The 22283-nt window shown below is 69.3% G+C and carries 20 protein-coding genes and 1 pseudogene; 5 read left to right on the forward strand and 16 right to left on the reverse strand.

The genetic code is table 11. The features are described from left to right. The 8 genes and pseudogenes from ACSX1C_RS20485 to ACSX1C_RS20520 form a co-directional block, all read right to left on the reverse strand. The gene (locus ACSX1C_RS20485; RefSeq protein WP_439887632.1) at positions 1–1149 is read right to left on the reverse strand and encodes an efflux RND transporter periplasmic adaptor subunit; all 1149 of its coding nucleotides are present in this window, start codon (positions 1147–1149) and stop codon (positions 1–3) included. Between the two features lie 232 nt (positions 1150–1381). After that, positions 1382–2149, reverse strand: coding sequence for a methyl-accepting chemotaxis protein (locus tag ACSX1C_RS20490; RefSeq protein ID WP_439889452.1), 768 nt, complete (start codon positions 2147–2149; stop codon positions 1382–1384). Positions 2150–2314: 165 nt separating this feature from the next. Continuing rightward, positions 2315–3013 (reverse strand): annotated as a pseudogene (locus tag ACSX1C_RS20495) (methyl-accepting chemotaxis protein); the annotation flags it as partial. A 167-nt stretch (positions 3014–3180) separates the two neighbouring features. Beyond that, positions 3181–4275, reverse strand: coding sequence for a DUF1513 domain-containing protein (locus ACSX1C_RS20500; RefSeq protein ID WP_439887633.1), 1095 nt, complete (start codon positions 4273–4275; stop codon positions 3181–3183). A 12-nt stretch (positions 4276–4287) separates the two neighbouring features. Continuing rightward, the gene (locus tag ACSX1C_RS20505; protein ID WP_439887634.1) at positions 4288–5349 is read right to left on the reverse strand and encodes an imelysin family protein; all 1062 of its coding nucleotides are present in this window, start codon (positions 5347–5349) and stop codon (positions 4288–4290) included. 10 nt (positions 5350–5359) lie between these two features. After that, positions 5360–6784, reverse strand: a complete 1425-nt coding sequence (locus ACSX1C_RS20510) for a di-heme oxidoreductase family protein (RefSeq protein ID WP_439887635.1) — start codon at positions 6782–6784, stop codon at positions 5360–5362. Between the two features lie 203 nt (positions 6785–6987). Further along, positions 6988–8316 carry an imelysin family protein gene (locus ACSX1C_RS20515; protein WP_439887636.1) on the reverse strand — a complete coding sequence of 443 codons (1329 nt, stop codon included), beginning with the start codon at positions 8314–8316 and terminating at the stop codon, positions 6988–6990. Positions 8317–8361: 45 nt separating this feature from the next. Next, positions 8362–8505, reverse strand: coding sequence for a hypothetical protein (locus tag ACSX1C_RS20520; protein ID WP_439887637.1), 144 nt, complete (start codon positions 8503–8505; stop codon positions 8362–8364). Positions 8506–8533: 28 nt separating this feature from the next. On the opposite strand from ACSX1C_RS20520, the gene ACSX1C_RS20525 reads away from it, so the two are divergent. Beyond that, positions 8534–9106 (forward strand): LemA family protein, encoded by a 573-nt coding sequence (locus ACSX1C_RS20525; protein WP_439887638.1) that lies wholly within the window; start codon positions 8534–8536, stop codon positions 9104–9106. Between the two features lie 3 nt (positions 9107–9109). Continuing rightward, positions 9110–10006, forward strand: coding sequence for a GIDE domain-containing protein (locus tag ACSX1C_RS20530; RefSeq protein WP_439887639.1), 897 nt, complete (start codon positions 9110–9112; stop codon positions 10004–10006). A gap of 87 nt (positions 10007–10093) precedes the next feature. Here the strand turns inward: ACSX1C_RS20530 and ACSX1C_RS20535 are convergent, their stop codons facing one another. From ACSX1C_RS20535 to ACSX1C_RS20550, 4 genes are all read right to left on the reverse strand, one after another. Continuing rightward, positions 10094–12157, reverse strand: coding sequence for a putative bifunctional diguanylate cyclase/phosphodiesterase (locus ACSX1C_RS20535; protein WP_439887640.1), 2064 nt, complete (start codon positions 12155–12157; stop codon positions 10094–10096). Positions 12158–12551: 394 nt separating this feature from the next. Continuing rightward, positions 12552–13133, reverse strand: a complete 582-nt coding sequence (sodB, locus tag ACSX1C_RS20540; RefSeq protein ID WP_439887641.1) for a superoxide dismutase [Fe] — start codon at positions 13131–13133, stop codon at positions 12552–12554. Positions 13134–13339: 206 nt separating this feature from the next. After that, positions 13340–13942 carry a LysE/ArgO family amino acid transporter gene (locus tag ACSX1C_RS20545; protein WP_439887642.1) on the reverse strand — a complete coding sequence of 201 codons (603 nt, stop codon included), beginning with the start codon at positions 13940–13942 and terminating at the stop codon, positions 13340–13342. Between the two features lie 5 nt (positions 13943–13947). After that, the gene (locus ACSX1C_RS20550; RefSeq protein ID WP_439887643.1) at positions 13948–14355 is read right to left on the reverse strand and encodes an ACT domain-containing protein; all 408 of its coding nucleotides are present in this window, start codon (positions 14353–14355) and stop codon (positions 13948–13950) included. Between the two features lie 97 nt (positions 14356–14452). Between ACSX1C_RS20550 and ACSX1C_RS20555 the strand changes: the two genes are divergently transcribed. Continuing rightward, entirely contained in the window at positions 14453–15349 is an 897-nt protein-coding gene (locus ACSX1C_RS20555; protein ID WP_439887644.1) for a LysR family transcriptional regulator ArgP, read from the forward strand. Here ACSX1C_RS20555 and ACSX1C_RS20560 read toward each other — a convergent pair. Both ACSX1C_RS20560 and ACSX1C_RS20565 read right to left on the reverse strand, forming a co-directional pair. Continuing rightward, complete coding sequence (locus ACSX1C_RS20560; protein ID WP_439887645.1) at positions 15346–17280, reverse strand: methyl-accepting chemotaxis protein; 1935 nt, start codon at positions 17278–17280, stop codon at positions 15346–15348. The two genes, ACSX1C_RS20555 and ACSX1C_RS20560, sit on opposite strands and share 4 nt — an antisense overlap. Positions 17281–17531: 251 nt before the next feature. Further along, positions 17532–18590: a saccharopine dehydrogenase family protein gene (locus tag ACSX1C_RS20565; protein WP_439887646.1), complete on the reverse strand. Its 1059-nt coding sequence runs from the start codon at positions 18588–18590 to the stop codon at positions 17532–17534. A gap of 166 nt (positions 18591–18756) precedes the next feature. Here ACSX1C_RS20565 and ACSX1C_RS20570 point away from each other — a divergent pair, with 166 nt between their 5' ends. Next, positions 18757–19749: an NAD-dependent epimerase/dehydratase family protein gene (locus tag ACSX1C_RS20570; RefSeq protein WP_439887647.1), complete on the forward strand. Its 993-nt coding sequence runs from the start codon at positions 18757–18759 to the stop codon at positions 19747–19749. Positions 19750–19756: 7 nt separating this feature from the next. Here ACSX1C_RS20570 and ACSX1C_RS20575 read toward each other — a convergent pair whose 3' ends face one another. Next, positions 19757–20056 carry a hypothetical protein gene (locus ACSX1C_RS20575; RefSeq protein ID WP_439887648.1) on the reverse strand — a complete coding sequence of 100 codons (300 nt, stop codon included), beginning with the start codon at positions 20054–20056 and terminating at the stop codon, positions 19757–19759. A gap of 245 nt (positions 20057–20301) precedes the next feature. On the opposite strand from ACSX1C_RS20575, the gene ACSX1C_RS20580 reads away from it, so the two are divergent. Next, positions 20302–21147 (forward strand): ATPase, encoded by an 846-nt coding sequence (locus tag ACSX1C_RS20580; RefSeq protein WP_439887649.1) that lies wholly within the window; start codon positions 20302–20304, stop codon positions 21145–21147. A 66-nt stretch (positions 21148–21213) separates the two neighbouring features. On the opposite strand, the gene ACSX1C_RS20585 is transcribed toward ACSX1C_RS20580, so the two are convergent. After that, a complete protein-coding gene (locus ACSX1C_RS20585) occupies positions 21214–22263 on the reverse strand; it encodes an alkene reductase (RefSeq protein ID WP_439887650.1) in 1050 nt (349 codons plus the stop codon). Between the last annotated feature and the right edge of the window lie 20 nt (positions 22264–22283).

A 22283-nucleotide genomic window follows, 5' to 3' on the forward strand; every position in this document is an offset into this window, starting at 1 on the left:
CTACTGCGCGCCGCCGGTCTGGCTGTTCGTTGCGAGGGCCGGGTCGGCGACGATGGCGACGTGGGCGCCGTTGTCCAGTTTCAACTGGCCGGCGGTGACCACCTGTTCGCCGGCCTCGAGGCCCTCGAGGATCACCACCTGGCCGTCGCGGCGCTCGCCGGTCTCGACGAAGCGCCGTTGCACCGCCAATTGGGGCTGGCCTTGGTCGTCCTTCAGCGCCTCGCCGTCTTCGCCCTGGCGCTCGCCGATCACGTACACCGAGTTGCCGTACAGGGTGTAGGTGATGGCGGTTTCCGGTACCAGGATATGCTGCGGCTCACCGGGCAGCAGCACTTCCAGGTTGGCGAACATGCCCGGCAGCAGTTTGTCGTCCGGGTTGTCCAGGGTGGCGCGTACCTGCACGTTGCGGGTGCTGGCTTCGACCTTGGGGTTGATCGCGTCGATCCGGCCCTCGAACACCTCGCCCGGGTAGGCGGCGACACTGAAGCGCACGCGCTCGCCGAGGGCCAGCCTGGGCACGGCCTGCTCGGGCAGGAAGAAGTCGACGAACAGGGTCGACAGGTCCTGCAGGGTGGCGATGGTGGCGCCGGGCGACAGGTAGTCGCCGACATCCACCTGGCGGATGCCGATGGTGCCGGAGAAGGGCGCGAGGATGCGCTTCTTCGCCAGCTGCGCGCGCAGCTGGGCGACGCTGGCGTTGGCCTTCTGCAGCTCGGCGGAGAGACGGTCGAACTCGCTCTTGGAGATGTTCGAGCGGCTGACCAGGCTGCGCCCGCGTTCGAACTCGACCCGCGCCAGGCCCAGCTCGGCCTCGGCGGTGGCCAGGCTGGCACGCTCGACCTCGCTGTCCATCTGGATCAGCGCCTGGTCCCGCGCGACCTTCTCGCCGGAGCGGAACAGCACCTCGCGCACGGTGCCGCCGACTTCCACGGTCAGGTCGACGCCCTGGAAGGCCTTGAGTGTGCCGATGGCCGGCAGGCGGCTCTGCCAGGGGCGTGCTGCGGCGGTGGTGGCCGACACGCCGATGGCCGGCTGCGGCGCCGAGAATTGCTGGATTTGTTGGTAGATGGTGAAGCCTTTGTAGGCGGCGAGGGCGAGCACCACGAGGGCGACGACGCCCAGCATGATGAGCATGCGGCGCAGCAACATATTCCGGTTCCTTGGCAGGGCTGATTGGGCCTGGGAATAGGCAAGAGAGCGACCATAGACCCAAGGCGCGGGCAAGTCAAAAGGGCGCATTTGCAAAAGATTGCGAGCGCCTGTTCTGGCAACGGAGTGTTCGAGCTATCGACGCAATTGCCGGTCGATAGTGGCATTTTGCTGCGCGGTGGCCACCGGCGGAGGGGAGGGGCGCCGCTGCGGGCCGCAGCGGCGCCGGCAGTCAGGACTGGAGGCGCTGGGTCACCTCGCCGAGCTGGCCGGACAGGCTGTGCAGGTGCTGGCTGGCGGCCTCGGTGCGCTGGACGTTCTCCTGGTTGGTGGTGGCGATCGCGGTGATCTCGGTGAGGTTGCGCGAGATGTCTTCGGCCACCGAGGTCTGTTCCTCGGCGGCGGTGGCGATCTGCCGGTTCATGTCGCGGATCGCCTCCACCGCGCCGGTGATGCGCTGCAGCATGGCGCCGGCCTCGGTGACCTGGGTGACGCCTTCCTCGCTGCGGTTCTGTCCGCTTTCGATGGCGCGAACCGCGTTCACCGCGCCGCTCTGCACCGTGTCGATGATCTGGTGGATCTCCGCGGTGGACTCGGCGGTGCGCTGGGCCAGGGTGCGCACCTCGTCGGCGACCACGGCGAAGCCGCGGCCCTGTTCGCCGGCCCGGGCGGCTTCGATGGCGGCGTTGAGGGCCAGCAGGTTGGTCTGCTCGGCGATACCGCGGATCACCTCCAGGACCTTGCCGATGCGCCCGCTGTCGGCTTCCAGGCGGCGGATCACCTCGGCGGTATTGGCGATCTCGCCGCGCATGCCGGTGATGGTCTCGATGGTGGCGCGCATCACCTGCTCGCCCTGCTGGGCGGAGTGGTCGGCATCGTCCGCGGCGTGGGCCGCTTCGGCGGCATGGCGGGCCACTTCCTGGGCGGTGGCGGACATCTCGTGCATCGCCGTGGCGACCTGATCGGTGCGCGAGAACTGCTCGCGCGAGCCCTGGGACATCAGCGTGGCGATGGCGTTGAGCTCGCCGCTGGCGCCGTCCAGGTCGGCGCTGCCGCGCTGCAACTGGGCAAAGGTGTCGGCGAGAAAGTCGCGCAGGGTGTTGGCGGCGCCGGCCAGGTGGCCGAGCTCGTCCTGGCGGCTGGCGTCGACCCGTTGACCCAGGTTGCCGCGGCTGAGCTGGCCGATGTGCTCGATCAGCCTGCGAATCGGCTCGACCAGGCTGCGATTGACCAGCCACAGGCTGAACAGGCCGATCAGCAGGCTCGACAGCAGCAGCACCGCCAGGCCGAGTTGTGTCGTGCGCTCGGCCGCGTTGCTGATGGCCGCTGACTGGCTCAGGCCGCGTTGGCTGAGCCGCTCGACCAGGGCGCTCATCTGCTCGCTGGCGCCGCGGTCGATGCCCTTGACCGCGGCATCGCCGACCGCCGCGTCGGCGCCGGCGGCGACGAAGGCGGCATGGCCCTGGCGGTAGGCCTCGCCCATGCTGCGGTGCTCGCTGCGCAGGCGTTCGACCTGGCTCTTCAGCTCGGGGTCCTGTTGTTCGCCGGCGACCTGCAGCAGCTCGCCGAGGAGTTCCTGCACCTTGCCTTCCTGGGTCTGGAACTGGCGCCAGTACTTGTCCAGGTCGGCGGGGTTCTTGCCACGCAGCAGGACGTTCTTCCACTCCTGCACCTGTACCTTGAACTCGAGGTTGGCGCCGTCCACCAGGCGCGAGGCGTGCAGGGTGCCGCCGACCAGCTCGCGGTAGGACTGCACGCCGCTGGAGAGGAAGGAGAAGCAGGCCAGGGCGATCAGCAGGATCAGCAGCAGGCTGCCGCCGAGCAGGGTGAGGATCTGGGCGCGCAGGGAGCGTTGCAAGGGCATGGGTCGGGGTCTCGAGTCAGCGGATGGAGGTCGGTAGCCGCGGCGTCCGGGCTAGCGGGGAAACATGACATCCATGTGACGTAGAGCGAGGTGCGGGACCTGCGTCTGGCTATCGGCAGGTCGCGGCCAGGCTTGAGTGGTTCTGCTGCGGAGTCCCGGGGCGGCACCTAGGCCAGGCGCAGGTGGTTGTCCCACAGACCGGCCGGTAGCTGCAGTGGGCGGCTGGCGATGTGGGCCGTTCGACAATCGAACAGGCGGCAGCGGGCGACCCCGGAGCTGACCACGAAACCCTCGGCCACCGCGCCGACGCCGGCGCAATCGGGCAGGGGGGTGTCCAGGCGCAGGGCGCCGCTGTCCAGGTCCCAGATGAAGAAGCGGTTGCCGCGCGGGGCGGTCAGGGCCAGCAGGCGCAGTTCGCTGTGGATCGCCAGGCTGGCGGTGTACTGGTTCATGGCCAGGCGCTGGGGCTCGCCCAGGGGAAAGGCCTGGAAGGCCTGGCCCGGTCGCTTGATCGCCAGCAGGGGGGCGTTGTCGTCGGCCGCCCCCATGTACTGCTGGCCACTGACGATGGTGCCGTCGCTGGCCACCGCGAGGTGGCGCACGCTGTTCTGCCGTTCGGGCAGTTGCTCCTTGCTCAGCAGGCTACCGTCGCGCGCCAGCAGTACCAGGCTGGACGCCATGGCATCGAGGTTCATCTCCACCCGGCTGTCGGCCTCGGTGCGGATGCCGCCATTGGCCACCACCAGGGTCTCGCCGTCGGGCAGCCACAGCAGCTGATGCGGGCCGACGCCGTGGCTGGACAACTCGCCGTTGCGCTGCAGCTGGCCGTCCTGCAGGCGGTAGCGGCCTATCACCCCGCGGCCGGGCTCGCCGGTGTCGTTCTCGGTGGCATACAGCCACTCGCCGTCCTTGTGGAACACCGCGTGACCGTAGAAGTGCCGCTGCGCCGGTGTGTTCAGGGTCTGCAGCAGGCGCCCGTCGCGGGTGTCGATCAGGTAGCTCTGGGTGCTCGGCCGGCGTCCGACGAACAGCGCCAGGGGCCGCTGCGGGTGGGGCACCACGTCGTGGCAGCGCTCGCCGACCTCGGTGGCGAAGGCCCGGCTGCCGTCCAGGCGGTAGCCGACGGCATAGTGGCGGCCGTCGCCGTCGTCGCGGGCGGACATCAGCAGGGGCGGGTGGTCGTTGCCGATCAGCCGCCAGCCGCCGAGGGCGCCGGCGGCCAGGGCCGCGGCGCCGAGGCCGAGGAAGGTTCTGCGTTGCATGGCGTGATGGCCTCAGTCGCCGTCGTGGGCGTTGAAGCCCAGCTGGATGCCCAGGGCCTTGGCCAGCTCCGCCTCGTGCAGGCGGTGCAGGCTGTCCAGGCTGTCGTACAGCGCGTTCAGCTCGGCGCGGCCGGCGTCATCGGCGAGCAGTTCGCCGAGCGGGCGCTGCTGGGCGGCGAGGCGCTGGCGGGTGTCGGCATAGGCGTCGTCGATGCGCTGGCCGAGGGCCTGGTGCTCGCCGGCGAGCAGCTGCTGCAGGCCATCGTTCTCGACGCCTCGCCAGAGGCGCTCGGCGCCGGCGAGGGCGGCGGCCAGGCTGGCCAGGCTGGCATTGCTGCGCCAGGCCTCGGCCTGGTAGGGCTGAGGCTGGCCCTTGGTCTGCCGGCCGAGCGGGGTGCCGAGCTTCTTCTTCAGGCCATCGAGGGCGCTGACCTGGGTGCGCAGCAACTCGGCCACGGCCTCGCCGGCGTCGGCGAAGCGATCGTTGGGGAACTCGCGCAGCTGTGCGGCCATGCCGTCGGCGGCCTGCCACTGCGCCAGCATGTCTGTCGCCAGGTTCTGCTGGTGCTGGCCGACGGCGGTGAGCAGCGGGCAGTAGCGCGCGCGTTGCTGGGCATCGTCGAGGTCGATGGCGGCATCGAACAGCAGGTATTCGTAGGCCGTCAGGCCCTGGACCACCACGCTGGACTTGTCCAGGTCGGCGGGGCTCAGCTGTGGCTTGCGCTCAAGCAAGGCGCCCACCTGGCGCGCCACCAGGTTCTTCTTGTCCGGCCAGAACTGCACCTGCCAGGCACGGTTGCCCTCGGCCAGGGGGCCGATCAGCATGGGTTGCAGCCCGGCCCAGGCGCTCTGGGCGGCGAGGAAGGCCTGGCGGGCATCGCCGAGGCCCTGCTGACCGCTGCAGAAGGCCTGGGCGCTGGCGGCCAGCTGGCGGTCGGTTTCGGCCCAGCTGCCGTAGGCCGGCAGCAGCACGCCGTCGGTCAGCGCGACGCTGACCCGCTGCTGCGGGTCGCTGGGCGAGCATGCCGCCAGTGCCAGGCTCAGCAGGGCGAGGGTGAAGGGCGAGCGGATCATGAACGGCTCCTTACAGCGAGTTCAGGAAGGCCAGCAGCGCGGTGCGCTGCTCGGCGTCGAAGGTGAGGACCTGTTGCCGCGCGGCCTCGGCCTCGCCGCCGTGCCAGAGGATGGCCTCCAGCAGGTTGCGGGCGCGGCCGTCGTGGAGGAACTGGGTATGGCCGTTGACCGTTTCGGTCAGGCCGATGCCCCATAGCGGTGGCGTGCGCCACTCGCGGCCCGAGGCGAGGAACTCGCTGCGCTCGTCGGCCAGGCCGCTGCCCATGTCGTGCAGCAGCAGGTCGCTATAGGGGCGGATGGTCTGGTTGGCCAACTCGGGTTCGGCGGCGTCCGCCGCGGTGGTGAACTTCGGGGTGTGGCAGCGCTGGCAACCGGCCTGGAAAAACAGCCCCTTGCCGGCCAGCACCTGGGCATCCTCGACCCGGCGCCGCGCCGGCACGCCCAGGTTGCGGCTGTAGAACAGCACGCTGGCGAGGATGCTGTCGCTGACCTCCGGCGCGCCACCGTCGGGGGCGGCGCGACAGTCGGCCTGCCGCTCGCTGCAGTCATCGGCGGTCACCAGGGCGCTGGTCAGGCCCATGTCGCCGGCGAAGGCGTGGGCGTTCTGCTGGTTGAGGTTGGGCTGCCCGGCCTTCCAGCCGAAGCGGCCGAGCACGGTGCGCTGCAGGGCGTCGTCCCAGACCCGGTTGGGCCGGCCGGAAATGCCATCGCCGTCTGCGTCCTCGGGGTCGGCGTTGGCCAGCAGTGCGGCCTCCGGAATGGCCTCGAGCAGGCCGAGGCCGATCATCGGCGGGGCGATGCGTGGGGAGAACTGCGTATCCGGGTGCAGCGGGCCGTAGCCGAGCTGGCTGATCTGCAGGCTCGGGCGGCGCAGTTCGACCTCGTGGCCGTCGGCGAACTTGACTGTCTGCGGGCTGTAGCTCACGCGTACCTTGCCCTCGGCGGCGACCCCGGGGTTGGCCATATCCTGCAGCTGGCCGCCGTAGGTCGGCTCGGGCAGCACGCCCAGGCGCTTCAGCGTTTCGCCATGCTCGGCACCGGCCGGCAACGACAGGCGCACCAGCAGTGAGGTGGCGCTGAGGGCATCGGCCTCGGGGGGATGGCCACGGCCGTCCTTGATGTGGCAATTCTGGCAGGCGTTGGTGTTGAACAGCGGGCCCAGGCCGTCGCGCGCGGTGGTGGTCGCGGGGGCCGTCACCCAGGGGTTGCGGAAGAAGCTGTTGCCCACGCTGAAGTCCAGGCGCCGTGATGGCGAGAGATTGGCCGCGGGCAGGGAGTAGGCATTGTGGTCGGTCTTGAACACCGTGGCACTGCCGCCGGACAGGGCCTCGCCGGGCTCGGCCTGGGTGAAGCGGGGCGCCTGGTCGCAGGCCGTCAGGGCGCAGGCGAGCAGGATGCACGATAGGGCGGGCAGGCGGGGCAGGGGGGCACGCATCGAACGGGTCCGCGGCAGCAGAATCGGGCGGGCAATCTTAACAGCCCGGTCCGCGTTAAATAAGAGCGATTTGCGTTTGTTGTGCGGGCGAATGGTCGCACCCCATAAGCGGACCAGTCGCGATGATGCCCTGCTGGGGCAACCGCGGACGAAAAAAAGCCGATGCGCCCGGAGGCGCATCGGCTTGGTGTTGCCGCGCCGGCTTAGAACTGGTGGTCGGCGGTGTCCGGGTTGAGGTCGCCGATGCCCAGCTTGCCAGCTGCCTGCTCGATGGCGCCGGTCTGCGCCACCAGGGCGGCGATGGCGTCGCGAACGATCTGCTGGCCGGCGGCGTTATCGGCGGCGATCAGCTGGTCGAAGTGCTGGTCGTTCTTCTCGGCGCTGTCGACCAGGGCCTGCAGCTTGGCCTCGGTGGTTTGCAGGTCGCTCTGCAGGGTGCTGTCGGCCTGGGCGTCGACCTTGGCGAGCAGGGCGGACAGGCTCGGGCCGCTCAGGGTGCTGCCGTCGACCTTGCGGTACTCGCCGAGGTAGACGTTGCGGATGCCCTTGGCGTTGTAGAAGTGCGAGTTGTGGGTGTTGTCGCTGAAGCAGTCGTGCTCGTCCTCGGTGGAGTTGGCCTCCAGGGCGACCTTCATGCGCTCGCCGGCCAGTTCGCCGAGAGACAGGCTGCCCATGCCGAACAGCATCTTGCGCAGGCCGTTCTCGGGCGACTCGGCCTCCAGGCTGGCGCGGTAGTTGTCGGCCACGCCCGGCTGCCACTGGCCGACCATCTCGTCCAGGTCGGCGACCAGCAGTTCGGTGGCGGCCTTCAGGTAGGCGCGGCGACGCTCGTTGTGGCCGCCGGTGGCGCCTTCGCCGACCAGGAAGTCGCTGGCCGGACGCTCACCGGCACCCGGATTGCTGCCGTTGAGGTCCTGGCCCCAGAGGAGGAACTCGACGGCGTGGTAGCCGGTGGCGACGTTGGCTTCCGAGCCGCCCAGCTCGTTCAGGCTGGCGAGCAGTTCCGGGGTGATTTCGGCTACGTCGAGCTGATCTTCGCCCAGCTGGATCTGGCTGTTGGCGATGATATTGGCGGCCGCGCCCGGGTTGCCCAGGGCGTGCTGGTAATCGCTGGCGACGTAGTCGATCAGGCCCTCGTCCAGCGGCCAGGCGTTGAGCTGGCCTTCCCAGTCGTCGACCACGGCATTGCCGAAACGGAACACCTCGCTCTGCATGTAGGGCACGCGGGCGGCCAGCCAGGCCTCGCGAGCCGCCTGCAGGGTGGCCGGGGTCGGGTCGGCCAGCAGCGCGTCGATGGCGCCCTGCAGGGCCTTGCCGGTGCTCGCCGCGTCGCTGAACACGGCCAGCGCCAGGTCGGCGTAGTGGCTGACCACGGCCTTGCCGGCGGCTTCGTCGATCGTGCTGACCTTGGCTACCGCCGCGGTGGCGGCGGGGACGGCAGCTTGCGTGGCAGGGGCCTGGTCTTCGCCGCAACCGGCGAGGGAAATGGCGATGGCCAGCAGGCTGGCGGAAGCCAGGGGCATACGAATCATGACGACATCCTTTGCGTGATAAGTGAGAGGCATGAGCGATTGCGCTCAGAAAAGTCGCAACATAATGCGAAAGATTTGCATTAAGCGCAAAGGAATATTGCGCTGCGCCGGCACAAAAGCCGTGCGCCGCGTCTGCGCCTGCCGCCCGGGATGCCGGTAGAATGCCGGCTCGCATCCTTTGTCGATCATCACGGCCCGTCGTTATGGAGAACACCCCATGAGCCTCAGCAGCGTCGCTACTCTCGTCATCCTGATCCTGGTCGCCGCCTATGCGGTGATCCTCTACAACGGCCTGGTGCGCCTCAAGCACGGGGTCGGCAAGGCCTGGGCCAATATCGATGTGCTGCTCAAGCAGCGCCATGAGGAGTTGCCCAAGCTGGTGGAGACCTGCAAGCAATACATGCAGCACGAGCGCACCACCCTGGAGCGGGTGATCGCCGCCCGCAGCGCCGTGGCCAGCGCCCGCGAACAGCATGACGTGGGCGCCCTGGGCAAGGCCGAGAGTGGCCTGCGCGCCGGACTGGGCCAGCTGTTCGCCCTGGCCGAGAACTATCCGGACCTCAAGGCCAACGACAGTTTCCAGCACCTGCAGCAGCGCATCAGCGGCCTGGAGAACGGCATCGCCGATCGCCGCGAGCTGTACAACGAGGCGGTCAACCTGAGCAACGTGCGCATCGAGCAGTTCCCCGACGTGCTGCTCGCCCGTTTCTTCGCCTTCAAGAGTGCCGAGCTGTTGCAGTTCAGCGAGGCGGAGAAGGCCGACGTCGACCTCAAGACCCTGTTCGGCTGAGCCGTGGCGATCGAGGAACTGCTGTTCGGCCTGGCCCTGAGCCTGGCCGCGAGCGTCGGCGGTGCCTGGTGGGGCCTGCGCCGCCTGAGCCAGGCGCGCCACCTGCTGGACACGCCGACTTCGAAGATCCGCTCGGCGGCCCAGGGCTACGTCGAGTTCTACGGCGTGCTGCAGGAGCAGGCCGATACCGCGATAGTCGCCCCCCTGACCGGCAAGCCCTGCCTGTGGTGGCGCTTCAAGATCGAGGAATACCAGTCCAACGGCAAGAGTCGCAGCTGGCGGGTGGTCGAGAGCGGCCGCAGCGAGGGCTGGCTGCTGCTGGGCGACGGCACCGGCCAGTGCCTGATCGATCCGCGGGGCGCCGAGGTGCGCCCCTCGACCCGCGAGGTCTGGCGCGGCAACCTGCGCCACCCGCGCGGCGTGGCCAAGGGCGGCTGGATGGCCTGGCTGGACGGCGGCAAGAGTTACCGCTACACCGAGGAGCGCCTGCATAGCGGCCAGCCGTTGTACGCCATCGGTGAGTTCCGCAGCAGTGGCGGCGGCCGCCAGGGCCTCGACCTGGATGCGGCACAGGGGGCGGTGATCCGCGAATGGAAGGGCGACTTCGCCGGCCTGCTGCAGCGCTTCGATAGCGATCGCAACGGTCGGCTGGACGAGCAGGAGTGGAGCCGCGTGCGCCTGGCCGCGCAGCTGGAGGCCGAGGATCGCCATCGGCAGACCAGCCAGCGGCCGGCGCAGCATCACATGGGCAAGCCGCGGGAGGCACAGCCCTTCATTCTCGCCAGTGCCGGGGAAGACGAGCTGGCGCGGCAGTTCTACTGGCAGGCTACGGGAGGCGCGCTGCTGTGCCTGGCCGGCGCGTTGGCGACCGCCTGGTTGCTGGGCGGCACCCTGGCCTGAGCGAACGGCCTGCGGCAAGGCGGCGCTGGCGCATCGCGCGTGGGCGCGAACGAGCCCGCCGGGCGGCGGGCTCGTAGCGGACGGCAGTCACAGCGTGGCGGGGTTGGCCACGGTCGCGAGGCGGCGGGACTGCTTGAGGAACTGGGTCAGCTCGCGGGTGGGCAGGGGTCTGCTGTACAGGTAGCCCTGCCCCTCGTGGCAGCCCTGGGCGATGATGTAGCTCTCCTGTTCGGTGGTTTCCACCCCTTCGGCGATCACCTGCATGCCCAGGCTGGTGCCGAGCTGGATGATGGCGCGCACTATGGTGGCGTCGTCTTCGTCGTCCATCAGGTCCTGCACGAAGCTCTTGTCGATCTTCATCTTGTCCAGCGGCAGGCTCTTGAGGTAGCTCAGCGAGGAGTAGCCGGTACCGAAGTCGTCGATGGCGATCAGCGCGCCGGAGCGGCGCAGGCTCAGCAGGTGCTGGGCGGCGGTGGTGATGTCCTCCATCAGGCCGGTCTCGGTGACCTCCAGCTCGAGGCTGCGCGAGGGCAGGCGATAGACCTGCATCAGGTTGTTGACCACCCGCGGCAGTTCGGCGTGGTGCAGTTGCACGGTGGACAGGTTGACGGCCATGCGCAGCTCGTTGAAGCCCAGGTCGTGCCACTCGCGCAGCTGGCGGCAGGCCTGGTCGAGCACCCATTCGCCGATCGCGATGATGGTGCCGTTCTGTTCCGCCAGGGGGATGAACAGGTCCGGCGGGATCAGGCCGTGTTGCGGATGCAGCCAGCGCAACAGGGCCTCGACGCCGACCACCCGGTGGTCGCGGTAATCCACCTGGGGTTGGTAGACCAGGCTGAACTGTTGCAGGGTCAAGGCTTCGCGCAGGTCCTTTTCCAGCTCCCGGCGCCGCCGCATCTCGCTGTCGACGCTGGCGATGTAGAACTGGTAGCGATTGCGCGAACGGGTCTTGGCCAGGGTCATGGTCTGTTCGGCTTTTTGCAGCAGCTTCTCGGTGTTGTCGCCGTCTTCCGGGAACAGGGTGATGCCGATGGTGGCCCGCAGGCGCACCTCCTGCCCATCGAAATGGAACGGGCCCTCCAGGTTGTCCAGCACGCTCTGCGCCAGCTCGGCGGCCTCGTAGGGTTGCTCGATGTCGGCCTGGACCAGGGCGAACTGATCGCCGCCCAGGCGGGCCAGGGCGCCGAGGCGGCCACTGTGGCTGCGCAGGCGGTCGGACAGGGCCAGCAGCAGCTGGTCGCCGGTCTGGTAGCTGAACTGTTCGTTGACCCCCTTGAAGTCGTCCAGGCCGACGCACAGCACGGCCACGCGGCGCTGCCGACGGCCGGCCTCCTCGAGTATCTGGTCGAGCTGCTGCTGCAGCTGCTGGCGGTTGGGCAGGCCGGTGAGGAAGTCGTGCTGGGCCATGCGCAACAGGCTGTCTTCCGCCTCGCGGCGCAGGTGGGTGTTGCGCTCGATGGACTCGAGCAGCTGATTGGCGGTGCTGATCCACAGCCCCAGCTCGTTCTTCTCGTTGCCCTTGAGCATGGGCAGCTTGTGTTCGCTGGGGCGATCGGGGTTGATGCGGCTCAGGTGGTCGATGATCTTCGACAGGGGCTTGGTCAGCAGCAGGTGATAGACCAGGTACAGCACCAGGCCCATGGCCAGGGCGCGCAAGACGCCGGAGATGAAGATGATCACCGAGCTGGTGATGAAGTTCTGGCCATAGAGCGCGGTGTCGAGGGTGATCTTGAGGTCGCCGTAATACTCGCTGTAGGGCGCACGACCGACCAGGCGGGTGGTGAAGCTCTGCTCCTCGCCGAGGATCGGGTCGGTCAGCCAGCGGGTCGGCAGGGCCAAGGGCTCGCGCTCGCGTTCCGCGAGCATCGGTTCGTCCGGGTGGCCGATGGCGGCCATGCGCACCGAGTCGTGCTGGAACAGGCCCTCGACGACCTGCAGGCCCATCTCGCGGTCCAGGCTGTAGACCGCCTGGGTCGAGGGGTCGCGGAACATGCCGAGAATCCGCTGGGCATCGTTGGCCACGGCCTGGCGCGCTTTGTACACGTCGAAGACGATCTGTGCGCAACTCAATACCACGCCAACGGCCAGGGCCGAGAGCAGCACCACGCGCAGCAGCTTCAATGACAGGCTGTTCCGGAGTTCCAGCTTCAAATGGCGATTCCTTGTGCGATGCGCGAGGCGTCAGACCGGTGTGAGTATTGGCAAACTCGCGTTGGCCGTCAAAGGGCCATTATCACGAGTCGCTCGCAGTCGGGCGATGCCGCGGCCGCAGGCTTGCCTTGTTGTGTTCTTGTATTGTGTCGGTGCGATGACGTGAGAACTTGAGGGGCAACGGTGCCACAGCCGCGCCATCGCGTCATCTCGATTAGTCGATAGTTGCAGGGACTGGGGCGTGCGCATCTATCGAGCCGCTGAGGGATTCGGCGCACTCGGGTGGATGGGCCGAGTGGATCGTCGGCGCCGCTGCGGAAGTCCGGCCGGGGCATTCCATAGAACGCAAAAAACCCGGCATTCGGCCGGGTTTTTTGTGCGCGCGGGCGCGGTCTTAGGCGGCGTAGTTCTTGGCTACGAAGTCCCAGTTGACCAGGTTCCAGAACGCCTCGACATACTTCGGACGCAGGTTGCGGTAGTCGATGTAGTAGGCGTGCTCCCACACGTCGCAGGTCAGCAGCGGGGTGTCGCCGCTGGTCAGCGGGCAGCCGGCGCCGATGGTGCTGGCCAGGGCCAGGGAGCCGTCGGCCTTCTTCACCAGCCAGCCCCAGCCGGAGCCGAAGGTGCCGATGGAGACCTTGCTGAACTCTTCCTTGAACTTGTCGAAGGAACCGAAGGCCGCGTTGATCGCGTCGGCCAGGGCGCCGGTCGGCTGGCCGCCGCCGTTCGGGGTCATGCAGTTCCAGTAGAAGGTGTGGTTCCAGATCTGCGCGGCGTTGTTGAAGATGCCGCCCGAGGAGGTCTTGACGATCTCTTCCAGGCTCTTGCCTTCGAACTCGGTGCCCGGCACCAGGTTGTTCAGGTTCACCACATAGGTGTTGTGGTGCTTGCCGTGGTGGTATTCCAGAGTCTCGGCGGAAATGTGCGGTTCGAGGGCGTTCTTCTCGTACGGCAGCGGCGGCAATTCGAAAGCCATGGTCTATCTCCTACTCAGGTCAGGTGCGGTGTGCGCGAGGCCGTTCACGGGCGGCCGGACAAGCGGCGTGAGTTTCTACTCCTTGGCGCCGCAGACCCGGGATCATAGCACCGGGGGCGGGGCATAACCACGCAGCAACTGTGTGGAAAAGCTCGTGCCAGGGCCTTGTGCCGGTACGGCCCCGGCATGCGGGAGGGTTGCCTGACTCAGTGGGCGAGCAGCAGCTGCGCCGCGATGGCGAACATCATCGCCGCGACGCCCAGTTCGATCAGCCGCCAGGTCGCCGGGCGCGCCAGCCAGGGGGCGAGCCAGGCCGCGCCGAGGGCCAGGCCGAGGAACCAGAGCAGCGAGGCGCTGGCCGCTCCCAGGGCATAGGCGCCGGGCATCGGCTGCTGGGCACCGAGGGAGCCGATCAGCAGCACGGTGTCCAGGTACACGTGCGGGTTGAGCAGGGTCACGGCCAGGGCCGCCAGCAGTACCCGGCGCCGCGAACGCGGGACGCCCTGGCCGCTGGCGTCCAGGGCCTGCGGGTTCCAGGCGCGGCGCAGTGCCTGGGCGCCGTACCAGAGCAGGAAGGCGGCGCCGCCCCAGCGGGCGATGCCCAGCAGCAGCGGACTCTGGCTCAGCGCCGCGGCCAGGCCGAACACTCCGGCGCTGACCAGCAGGGCATCGCAGAGGATGCACAGCAGGGCCACCGGCACATGGTGCTCGCGGCGCAGGCTCTGGGCCAGGACGAAGACGTTCTGCGTGCCGATCGCCATGATCAGGCCGATGGCCACCAGCAGGCCGTTGCTGTAGCTCTGCCACATGCCGGTCACTCCGGGGTCGCCGTAGCCGCCAGGGCCAGGAGGGTGGACAGGGCACGCTCGGCCCGTTCGACGGGCACGAACAAGTGGTCGTGGTAATAGCCGGCCACCACGTTGCAGCTCACCCCGGCGCGGGCCAGGGCCGCGGAGAAGGAAGCGGTCAGGCCCACCGCGGCCAGGGAGGAGTGCACGCGCAGGGTGATCCAGGCCGCGACGTAGTCGTAGCCCAGGCCCCGGGCATCGGCCTGGGCACGGGGGAGCACCAGGGTCAGGCCTTCGCCCTCGCGCATGCTGGCGACCGGTTCCAGTCCCTGGCAATCGGCGTCCTGGGGCAGGCTGCAGAAGACGTATTGGCCAGGGTTCAGTTGCGGCTGCATGCTTTGCAGCAGGCGGTATAGATCGGTTTCGCCGGACATGACGGGCTCCTCGGACAGCGGTGGGATGTGGCCAGTCTGGGGCCTTAGGCTGTATAAGGAAAATACATGATGCTGATGTCTCATTAGGAAAACTGATTTGTTCGACTACAAGTTGCTGGCCGCCCTGGCGGCGGTGGTGGAGCAGGCCGGCTTCGAGCGGGCCGCCCAGGCGCTCGGGCTGTCGCAGTCGGCGGTGTCGCAGCGGATCAAGCTGCTCGAGGCGCGGGTCGGCCAGCCGGTGCTGGTGCGCGCCACGCCGCCGGCGCCCACCGAGATCGGTCGGCGCCTGCTCAACCATGTGCAGCAGGTGCGTCTGCTCGAGCGCGACCTGCAGGGCCAGGTGCCGGCCCTGGACGAGGGCGGCCTGCCGGAGCGCCTGCGCATCGCCCTCAACGCCGACAGCCTGGCCACCTGGTGGGGCGGCGCGGTGAGCGAGTTCTGTGCCGAGCAGGGGGTGTTGCTGGACCTGGTGGTGGAGGACCAGGACGTCGGCCTCAAGCGCATGCGCGCCGGCGAGGTGGCCGCCTGCGTGTGCGCCGCCGAGCGGCCGGTGGCCGGGGCCCGCTCCCTGCCGCTGGGGGGCATGCGCTACCGGGCGCTGGCCAGCCCGGGGTTCCTCGCCCGGCACTTCCCGGACGGCGTCCAGGCGCAGCGGTTGGCGCGGGTGCCGGCCATCGTCTTCGGCCCGGACGACCTGCTGCAGCATCGCTACCTGGCCAGCCTCGGCGTGGAGGGGAGCTTCGTCCACCACCTCTGTCCGTCCTCCGAGGGTTTCGTGCGCCTGGCCTGCGCCGGTTTCGGCTGGGGACTGGTGCCGGAGCTGCAGGTCGAGCGCGAGCTGGCCGCCGGGGCGCTGGTGGAAGTCCTGCCCGAACGGCCGCTGGATGTGCCGCTGTACTGGCATCACTGGCGCAATGGCGGTGAGCTCCTGGCCACGCTCACCCGCCACCTGGAGCGGGCGACCCGCGCCCGCCTGGTGCGCCCGGTCGACTAGAGGCGGAAGTGCGCCACCAACTGCTCCTGGCTGCCGGCAAGCGTGCGCAGCTGTTCGCCGCAGTCGCGGGTATGGGCGGCGGTCTGGCGGTTCTCCCCGGTCATCTCGTGGAGCTGGTGCATGTGCCGGTTGACCTCGGCGGTGGTCGCCGCCTGTTGTTCGGCGGCCGCGGCGATCTGGAAGGCCAGGGCGTGCACGCCCTGCAGCGAGTCATCCAGACGCCCGAGCGAGCCGAGCACCGCCTGGGTCTCGTCCTCCAGGGCCTGGGCCTGTGCGCTGGCGCCCTGCATGCGGGTCAACGCCTGGCTGGCGGAGTCGCCGAGGGCGTCGATGATCGGCACGATCTCCTCGGTGGCACTGCGGGTACGCAGGGCCAGGTGACGGACCTCGTCGGCCACCACGGCGAAGCCGCGGCCCTGCTCGCCGGCGCGGGCGGCCTCGATGGCGGCATTGAGGGCGAGCAGATTGGTCTGCTCGGCGATGCCGCGGATCACCGCGAGCACCGCGCCGATCTGCTGGCTGTTGCCGGCCAGGGTATGCACCACCCGGTCGGCCTGGCGCAGGCCGTCGAGCAGCTGGTCCTGGCGGCCGATCATGTGCTGCAGGGTGGCCTGCATGGCGGCGAAGGCTTCGCGGGCGGCGGCACTGCCGTCGGCGCTCTGGCTGGCGTTGGCGGCGATCTCCTGCACGGTGGCGGCCATCTGGTCGACCGCGCTGACCACCAGTTCCAGGGCTTCCTGCTGCTGGTCCAGGCGGCTGCTGGTCTGCCCGGCGGCGCCGAGGATGTCGCCACTGGCCGCGCCCACCGCCTGGCTGGCCTGACGCAGCCGCGCGATCACCTCGCGCCAGGCCGTGGCCATGTCCTGCAGGGCCTGCATCAGGCCGCCGTGGGCGGCGCCGTCGCCCGCCAGTTGCAGCTCGCCGGCCGCCAGGCGGCGCGCCAGGGCGGCCATGCTGCTCGGCTCGCCGCCCAGCGGGCGCATCACGCTGCGGCTGACCAGCCAGGTGGCCAGGGCCACCGCGGCGATGGTCAGCAGGGCGAGGGTTAGCAGTTGCCACAGCAGGGCGCGTACCGGGGCGAAGGCCTGGGCCTGGTCCATCTCGGCGATCAGGGCCCAGCGTTGCCCGGCGAAGGCCAGGGGGACGAAGGCCTTGAGCGCCGGGCGGCCGTCCAGGCCGGCTTCGCTCAGGCGCCCCTGTTCGCCCTGCAGCGCGCGGACGATGGCGGCGCCGGCGAGCGGCGCGGCCGGGTGCGCGGCGCGCTCGACTCGCTGCCCCTCGACGCGCACCGAGTCGGAACGCAGGCGTAGGTCGCCGCCCACCAGATAGGTTTCTCCGGCGTCACCGAGGCCCTGGCGCGTCTGCATCACCGCGTTCAGCGGGGCGAGCGGCAGCTCCAGGGCCAGCAGGGCTATGACCTCGTGCTCAGTGATGATGGGGGCGACCAGGAACTGACTCGGCTCGCCGGTTTGCGGGTTGACCGCCAGGTCGCCGATGAGGGCCCGGCGTTCGTTCAGGCTGGCCTGCACCAGATGCGCCAGGGGCGAGTCGCGTCCGGCGTCGGCGTCGCGCTGCACGCCGAAGATCTGCTGACCGTCGCCGGCGATCAGCTTGAGGTCGCGGAAGCCGAAGGTCTCGATGAAGTTCTCGAAGATCGGCCGGTCGTAGTTGGCCGCGCTGATCAGCGCGTTGCGGTCGAGGCCCTGGTAGTTGCCGGCGAGGTTGGCGGCCAGGCTGCTGAGCTGGTTGTGGCGGGACTGCCAGCCGTCCAGCAACTGGCGTTGTTTGATATTCGCTACGGCCTCCAGGGTGTTCAGCGTTTGCTCCCTGAGAGTCTGGCTGGCCTGCTGGTAGGCCATGAAGGCCATGAGCAGCACCGGTATCAGGCCGATTGCCAGGTAGCTGAGCACGAGTTTGAGGCGTAGGGGCATGTCCTGGAACTCCGCGGGTAGAAGGGTGACAGAGGGGGCGTGATGTTGAATATTCTGCAAGAAGCGTGCGAAGTAATTTACGGTCGTCAATAAAAACGAGCGCGGGTGCGTCAGAAGCGCCGCACGGCCCGGTAACCGGGCGTGGGCAGGGGTGCGAGATGGCGGGTTCAGGGGCAGCGGACAGTCCGTTCGTGCCGTCGCTCGGCGCGGTTGGGTAACGCCGGCCCGGGGTGGGCCGGAGCTGGTGCGGCTCAGGAAACGAGGATCTGCCCCGAGTCGGGCAGGCGTTCGACGCAGCGTGCGCCCAGCAGTTGCGAGGGGGTGAAATAGCCGCCGGGGCCCCGGTAGCCGAGCAGGTGACGCAGGGCCAGGAGCACGCCATGCACCGTCACCGTGTAGCCGTTGGCCGTCTCCAGGCGGGCGCTCCTGATCTGGCCGTCGGCGTTGCGCACCTCGCCCCAGAGCCAGCTGCGGTGACGCTCGCGGCGGGGCAGGTCGGGCCCGCGGACGCGCCGTTCGAGCAGGCGGGCGAGCCAGTCCTGCAGGCGTGGCTGCCCGAGCAGCGGGCGCAAGGGGTCGAGCAGGCGCATGCCGACGGCCAGGGCTGTCGGCGCCGGCAGGTAGACCTCGACATTGCCGATGCCGGTGGAAAAGTAGGCGGTCGCCACGTCGCCCCAGGGGATGGTCACAGCCGGCTTGGCACCGCGGCCGAAGTCGATACGGCGGCGCTTGAAGCCCAGCGGTACCGCGGTGATGAAACCGTCGCGGCGCACCCGGCCGCCCAGGGGGAGCCCCTGGAGCAGGGTCCTGGCGGTGCCCGGCGACAGGCCTCCGCCCGTGTCGAAGCCCAGCGTCAGCTGCTCGGCATCCGGCAGCGCCTGCTGCAGGCAGGCGGCCAGGCAGTCGCTGGGGAGCACGTCGAAACCGACCCCGGGGCAGATCACCAGGCCTTGCTCGCGGGCCTTCTGGTCGAAACCATGGGCCGTCTCGAATACGTCGATTTCGCCGGTGATGTCCAGGTAGTGGCTGCCGCTGGCCAGGCAGGCCGCGAGCATGGACAGGCCGGTGGCGGAGAAGGGGCCGGCGCAGTGGGCGACCACCGCCACGTCGGCCAGCGCCTCGTGCGCCCGTTCGGGGTGCTGCAGGTCGAAGATCCGGCACTCCAGACCGAGCCGGCTGCCCAGGGCATGCACCGCCGCCGGGTTGCGTCCGGCCAGTATCGGCTTGAGCCCCTGGCGCTGTGCCTCGCGGGCCAGCAGGTGGCCGGTGTAGCCATTGGCACCGTAGATCATCCAGGGTCGTGTGGCCATGCGGGGCTCCTGTCGCGGGCAATGGCTAATAGCGTAGCCGCTATCGCCGCAGCAGCCGCGATTGCCGGCCGGGGCCGCAGGGCCGCCGTTCTGGCCGGCTCCGACAGGGCACACCCGCCACGGCGCTGCTAGAGTGCGCCTCTGGACGACAGCAGGGGGCGGGGCAATGAAGATTCTGGTTACCGGGGCAAGCGGTTTCATCGGCGGCCGTTTCGCCCGTTTCGCCCTGGAGCAGGGCCTCGCGGTGCGGGTCAACGGGCGCCGGGCCGAAGGCGTGGAGCACCTGGTCAAGCGCGGCGCCGAGTTCGTCCAGGGCGATCTGGGCGATGCCGAACTGGCCCGGCGGCTGTGCCACGACGTCGAGGCGGTGGTGCACTGCGCCGGCGCGGTGGGCGTGTGGGGGCGTTACGAGGATTTCCATCGGGCCAATGTGCAGGTGACCGAGAATATCGTCGAGGCCTGCCTGAAACAGCAGGTGCGGCGCCTGGTGCACCTGTCGTCGCCGTCCATCTACTTCGACGGCCGGTCCCGTGTGGCGATCCGGGAAGAGCAGGTGCCCAAGCGCTTCTTCGACCATTACGGCAAGACCAAGTACCTGGCCGAGCAGCGGGTGTTCGGCGCCCAGGAGTTCGGCCTGGAGGTGCTGGCGCTACGGCCGCGCTCGGTCACCGGGGCCGGCGACACCAGCATCTTCCCGCGGCTGATCAACATGCAGCGCAAGGGGCGCCTGGCGATCATCGGCAACGGCCTGAACAAGGTCGACTTCACCAGCGTGCACAATCTCAACGACGCCCTGTTCGCCGCCCTGCTGGCCGCCGGCCCGGCCCTGGGGCGGGCCTACAACATCAGCAACGGTGCGCCGGTACCGCTGTGGGATGCGGTCAACTATGTGCTGCGCGGCCTCGGCCTGCCGCCGGTGACCCGGCACCTGCCCTATGCCCTGGCCTATGGCGCGGCGGCGCTCAACGAGGGCGCCTGCCGACTGCTGCCCGGGCGCCCCGAGCCGACCCTGTTCCGCCTGGGCGTGGCGATGATGGCCAAGGACTTCTCCCTGGATATAGGGCGCGCTCGCGAATACCTCGACTACGACCCCCAGGTCAGCCTGTGGACGGCGCTGGATGAGTTCTGCCAGTGGTGGAAGGCCCACCACCCCGGTTGAGGGACGCTCAGGCGTGGATGCGCTGGCCGCGATAGATGCGCTGCGAGGCGCGGGACGGACGCTCGGTCACGGCGCCGTCCTGGGCGGCTTGCGCCGCCTGCCCGGCGGCTGGGGCGAAGGGCTGGTCGCTGTAGCGTGCCAGGCGCTGGCCGAGTCGGCGGGTGTCCTCATCGTTCGAGCCGAGGCAGGCGGCGAGCATGGCGCCGACCGCATCGGCCTGGCTCAGGCGGATGTCCAGCGCCAGCTCCTCGCGCAGGCGGCGGCGCAGGCTCTTCATGCAGTCCAGTATCTCTCTGTTGAGTTCCATGCTCGGTTTCCTGTCGATTGACGCTGGGCGGAATGCCCTTTGTCGTGCCGGTCGCCCGCGGGACCGAGCAAGCGGCGTACCAGGTCACCGCGTGGCGTCACTGCGGGCCGGGCAGGCAGCGGGTGGACGAGGGCACGCGCCCAAGTGGTGCGTGCCGCACCGACAAGGCGCGACGCTGAAGCCGGGCGTGCGAAACGTTATACTGCGCGGCACTTCGCTTCCCGGCGTTTCTTGAAGGTTTACCCATGCGTAACGATGCTCACGACGAACTCGATCATGTGCCCAGCCTGACCCCCGAGCGGGATCGCGATGAATTCGAGGCCGATCACCCCGAGCCGGCGCGCACGCCGGCCTATGGCCGCGGCGCCGCGGCGGCCCCCGCCAAGGGGGCCGGCACCGGGCCGTTGTGGGCCCTGGTCGGCGCGCTGACCATAGCCCTGGGCGGACTCGCCTGGTGGAGCTTCCAGCAGATCAGCCTGATGGAGCAGCAGCTGGTGGCCACCCAGGAAAGCTTCGCCCGCATCAGCGAGGAGGCGGCCGGGCGCATCCAGGACATCTCCGGCAAGGTGGTGGCCACCGAGTCGACCGTGACCACCGGCAGCGAGGCGCTGAAGCTGCAGGTCAAGCAGTTGGAGAGCCGCCTGGCCGAGCTGAACAAGCAGCAGCAGGGCGTCGCCGGCCAGTCCAGTGGCCAGGACAAGCGCCTGGAGCAGCTGGCCGCCGAGCTGAAGAGCCAGCAGGGCGCAACCGGCCAGTACGATGCCGCGTTGAAGAAGCTCGGCGGCGAACAGGCGGCGCTGAAGGCCGAGCTGGCGTCCCTCAAAGGCGCCCAGAATGGCCTGGGCAAGCTCGAAGGCCAGCTCAAGAGCCTGAACGAGGAGGTCGCCGCGCTGAAGAAGATCGGCAACCCGAACCAGGCCATCGCGCGCCTGGAGCAGGACATCCTGGTGCTCAAGAGCGATCTGGAGAACCGTCCGGCGCCGAAGAGCAACACCGCCGAGTTCGATGCCTTCCGCGCACAGATGACCCGCAACATCAGTACCCTGCAGGCGCAGATCCAGAACCTGCAGGCGCAGATCGACGCCCGCTGATCGGCGCTGCAACGCAGAAGCCCGCATCGCTGCGGGCTTTTTTCTGCCGGTCGAATCGACCGGCCGTTACAACCGCGGGTAGTCGATGTAGCCGACCGGTCCGGCGCCGTAGAAGGTCTGCGGTCGCGCCTCGTTGAGCGGCGCATCCTGTTCCAGGCGCGCCGGCAGGTCGGGGTTGGCGATAAAGGGGATGCCGAAGCCTACGGCGTCGGCCTTGCCCGCGGCCAGCCAGGCGTTGGCTTGTTCCTTGGTGAAGCGCTCGTTGGCGATGAACACGCCGCCGAAGGCCTCTTTCAGGCTTGGCGCCAGGCTGTCGTCGGCCTCCTGCTCGCGGGCGAAGAGGAAGGCGATGCCGCGCTTGCCCAGTTCGCGGGCGACGTAGCCGAAGGTCTCGGCGCGATTGCTGTCGCCCATGTCGTGGGCATCGGCCCGTGGCGACAGGTGCACGCCGACCCGGCCGGCTCCCCAGACTGCGATGGCCGCGTCGGTCACCTCCAGCAGCAGGCGGGCGCGGTTCTCGATGGCGCCGCCGTAGCGGTCGCTGCGCTTGTTGGTGCTGTCCTGGAGGAACTGGTCGAGCAGGTAGCCGTTGGCCCCGTGGATTTCCACGCCGTCGAAACCGGCGGCCTTGGCGTTTTCCGCGCCCAGGCGATAGGCCTCGACGATGTCGGCGATTTCCTCGGTCTCCAGGGCGCGCGGGGTGACGTAGTCCTTCAGCGGGCGCACCAGGCTGACGTGGCCCTTGGCGGCGATGGCGCTGGGCGCCACCGGCAACTCGCCGCCCAGGTAGAGCGGATCGGAGATGCGTCCGACGTGCCACAGCTGCAGGACGATCTTGCCGCCGTGGGCGTGTACCGCCTTGGTGATGTTGCTCCAGCCGCGCACCTGCTCGTCCGACCAGATGCCGGGGGTGTCCGGGTAGCCGACGCCCATCGGCGTGACCGCGGTGGCCTCGCTGATGATCAGGCCGGCCGAGGCACGCTGCACGTAGTACTCGGCCATCAGCGCGTTGGGCACGCGGCCGGCGTCGGCGCGGGTGCGGGTCAGCGGCGCCATGATGATGCGGTTGGCGAGTTCCAGCTCGCCGATCTTGATCGGGTCGAAAAGCGTAGGCATGGGGATTTCCTCCGGGTGGG

It is taken from the genome of Pseudomonas sp. MBLB4123 (genome assembly GCF_051904775.1).
In the GTDB taxonomy this organism is placed as follows: domain Bacteria; phylum Pseudomonadota; class Gammaproteobacteria; order Pseudomonadales; family Pseudomonadaceae; genus Aquipseudomonas; species Aquipseudomonas benzenivorans_B.

What these genes read in the sequence shown, in the direction of transcription:
- ACSX1C_RS20545 (WP_439887642.1), bottom strand. Translation starts at nt 13,942, where the DNA reads ATGTGGCAGAGCTACAGCAACGGCCTGCTGGTGGCCATCGGCCTGATC.
- ACSX1C_RS20490 (WP_439889452.1), bottom strand. Translation starts at nt 2,149, where the DNA reads ATGTCCCAGGGCTCGCGCGAGCAGTTCTCGCGCACCGATCAGGTCGCC.
- ACSX1C_RS20505 (WP_439887634.1), bottom strand. Translation starts at nt 5,349, where the DNA reads ATGATCCGCTCGCCCTTCACCCTCGCCCTGCTGAGCCTGGCACTGGCG.
- ACSX1C_RS20485 (WP_439887632.1), bottom strand. Translation starts at nt 1,149, where the DNA reads ATGTTGCTGCGCCGCATGCTCATCATGCTGGGCGTCGTCGCCCTCGTG.
- sodB (WP_439887641.1), bottom strand. Translation starts at nt 13,133, where the DNA reads ATGGCTTTCGAATTGCCGCCGCTGCCGTACGAGAAGAACGCCCTCGAA.
- ACSX1C_RS20515 (WP_439887636.1), bottom strand. Translation starts at nt 8,316, where the DNA reads ATGATTCGTATGCCCCTGGCTTCCGCCAGCCTGCTGGCCATCGCCATT.
- ACSX1C_RS20575 (WP_439887648.1), bottom strand. Translation starts at nt 20,056, where the DNA reads ATGGAACTCAACAGAGAGATACTGGACTGCATGAAGAGCCTGCGCCGC.
- ACSX1C_RS20510 (WP_439887635.1), bottom strand. Translation starts at nt 6,784, where the DNA reads ATGCGTGCCCCCCTGCCCCGCCTGCCCGCCCTATCGTGCATCCTGCTC.
- ACSX1C_RS20585 (WP_439887650.1), bottom strand. Translation starts at nt 22,263, where the DNA reads ATGCCTACGCTTTTCGACCCGATCAAGATCGGCGAGCTGGAACTCGCC.
- ACSX1C_RS20560 (WP_439887645.1), bottom strand. Translation starts at nt 17,280, where the DNA reads ATGCCCCTACGCCTCAAACTCGTGCTCAGCTACCTGGCAATCGGCCTG.
- ACSX1C_RS20565 (WP_439887646.1), bottom strand. Translation starts at nt 18,590, where the DNA reads ATGGCCACACGACCCTGGATGATCTACGGTGCCAATGGCTACACCGGC.
- ACSX1C_RS20525 (WP_439887638.1), top strand. Translation starts at nt 8,534, where the DNA reads ATGAGCCTCAGCAGCGTCGCTACTCTCGTCATCCTGATCCTGGTCGCC.
- ACSX1C_RS20550 (WP_439887643.1), bottom strand. Translation starts at nt 14,355, where the DNA reads ATGTCCGGCGAAACCGATCTATACCGCCTGCTGCAAAGCATGCAGCCG.
- ACSX1C_RS20580 (WP_439887649.1), top strand. Translation starts at nt 20,302, where the DNA reads ATGCGTAACGATGCTCACGACGAACTCGATCATGTGCCCAGCCTGACC.
- ACSX1C_RS20500 (WP_439887633.1), bottom strand. Translation starts at nt 4,275, where the DNA reads ATGCAACGCAGAACCTTCCTCGGCCTCGGCGCCGCGGCCCTGGCCGCC.
- ACSX1C_RS20520 (WP_439887637.1), bottom strand. Translation starts at nt 8,505, where the DNA reads ATGATCGACAAAGGATGCGAGCCGGCATTCTACCGGCATCCCGGGCGG.
- ACSX1C_RS20570 (WP_439887647.1), top strand. Translation starts at nt 18,757, where the DNA reads ATGAAGATTCTGGTTACCGGGGCAAGCGGTTTCATCGGCGGCCGTTTC.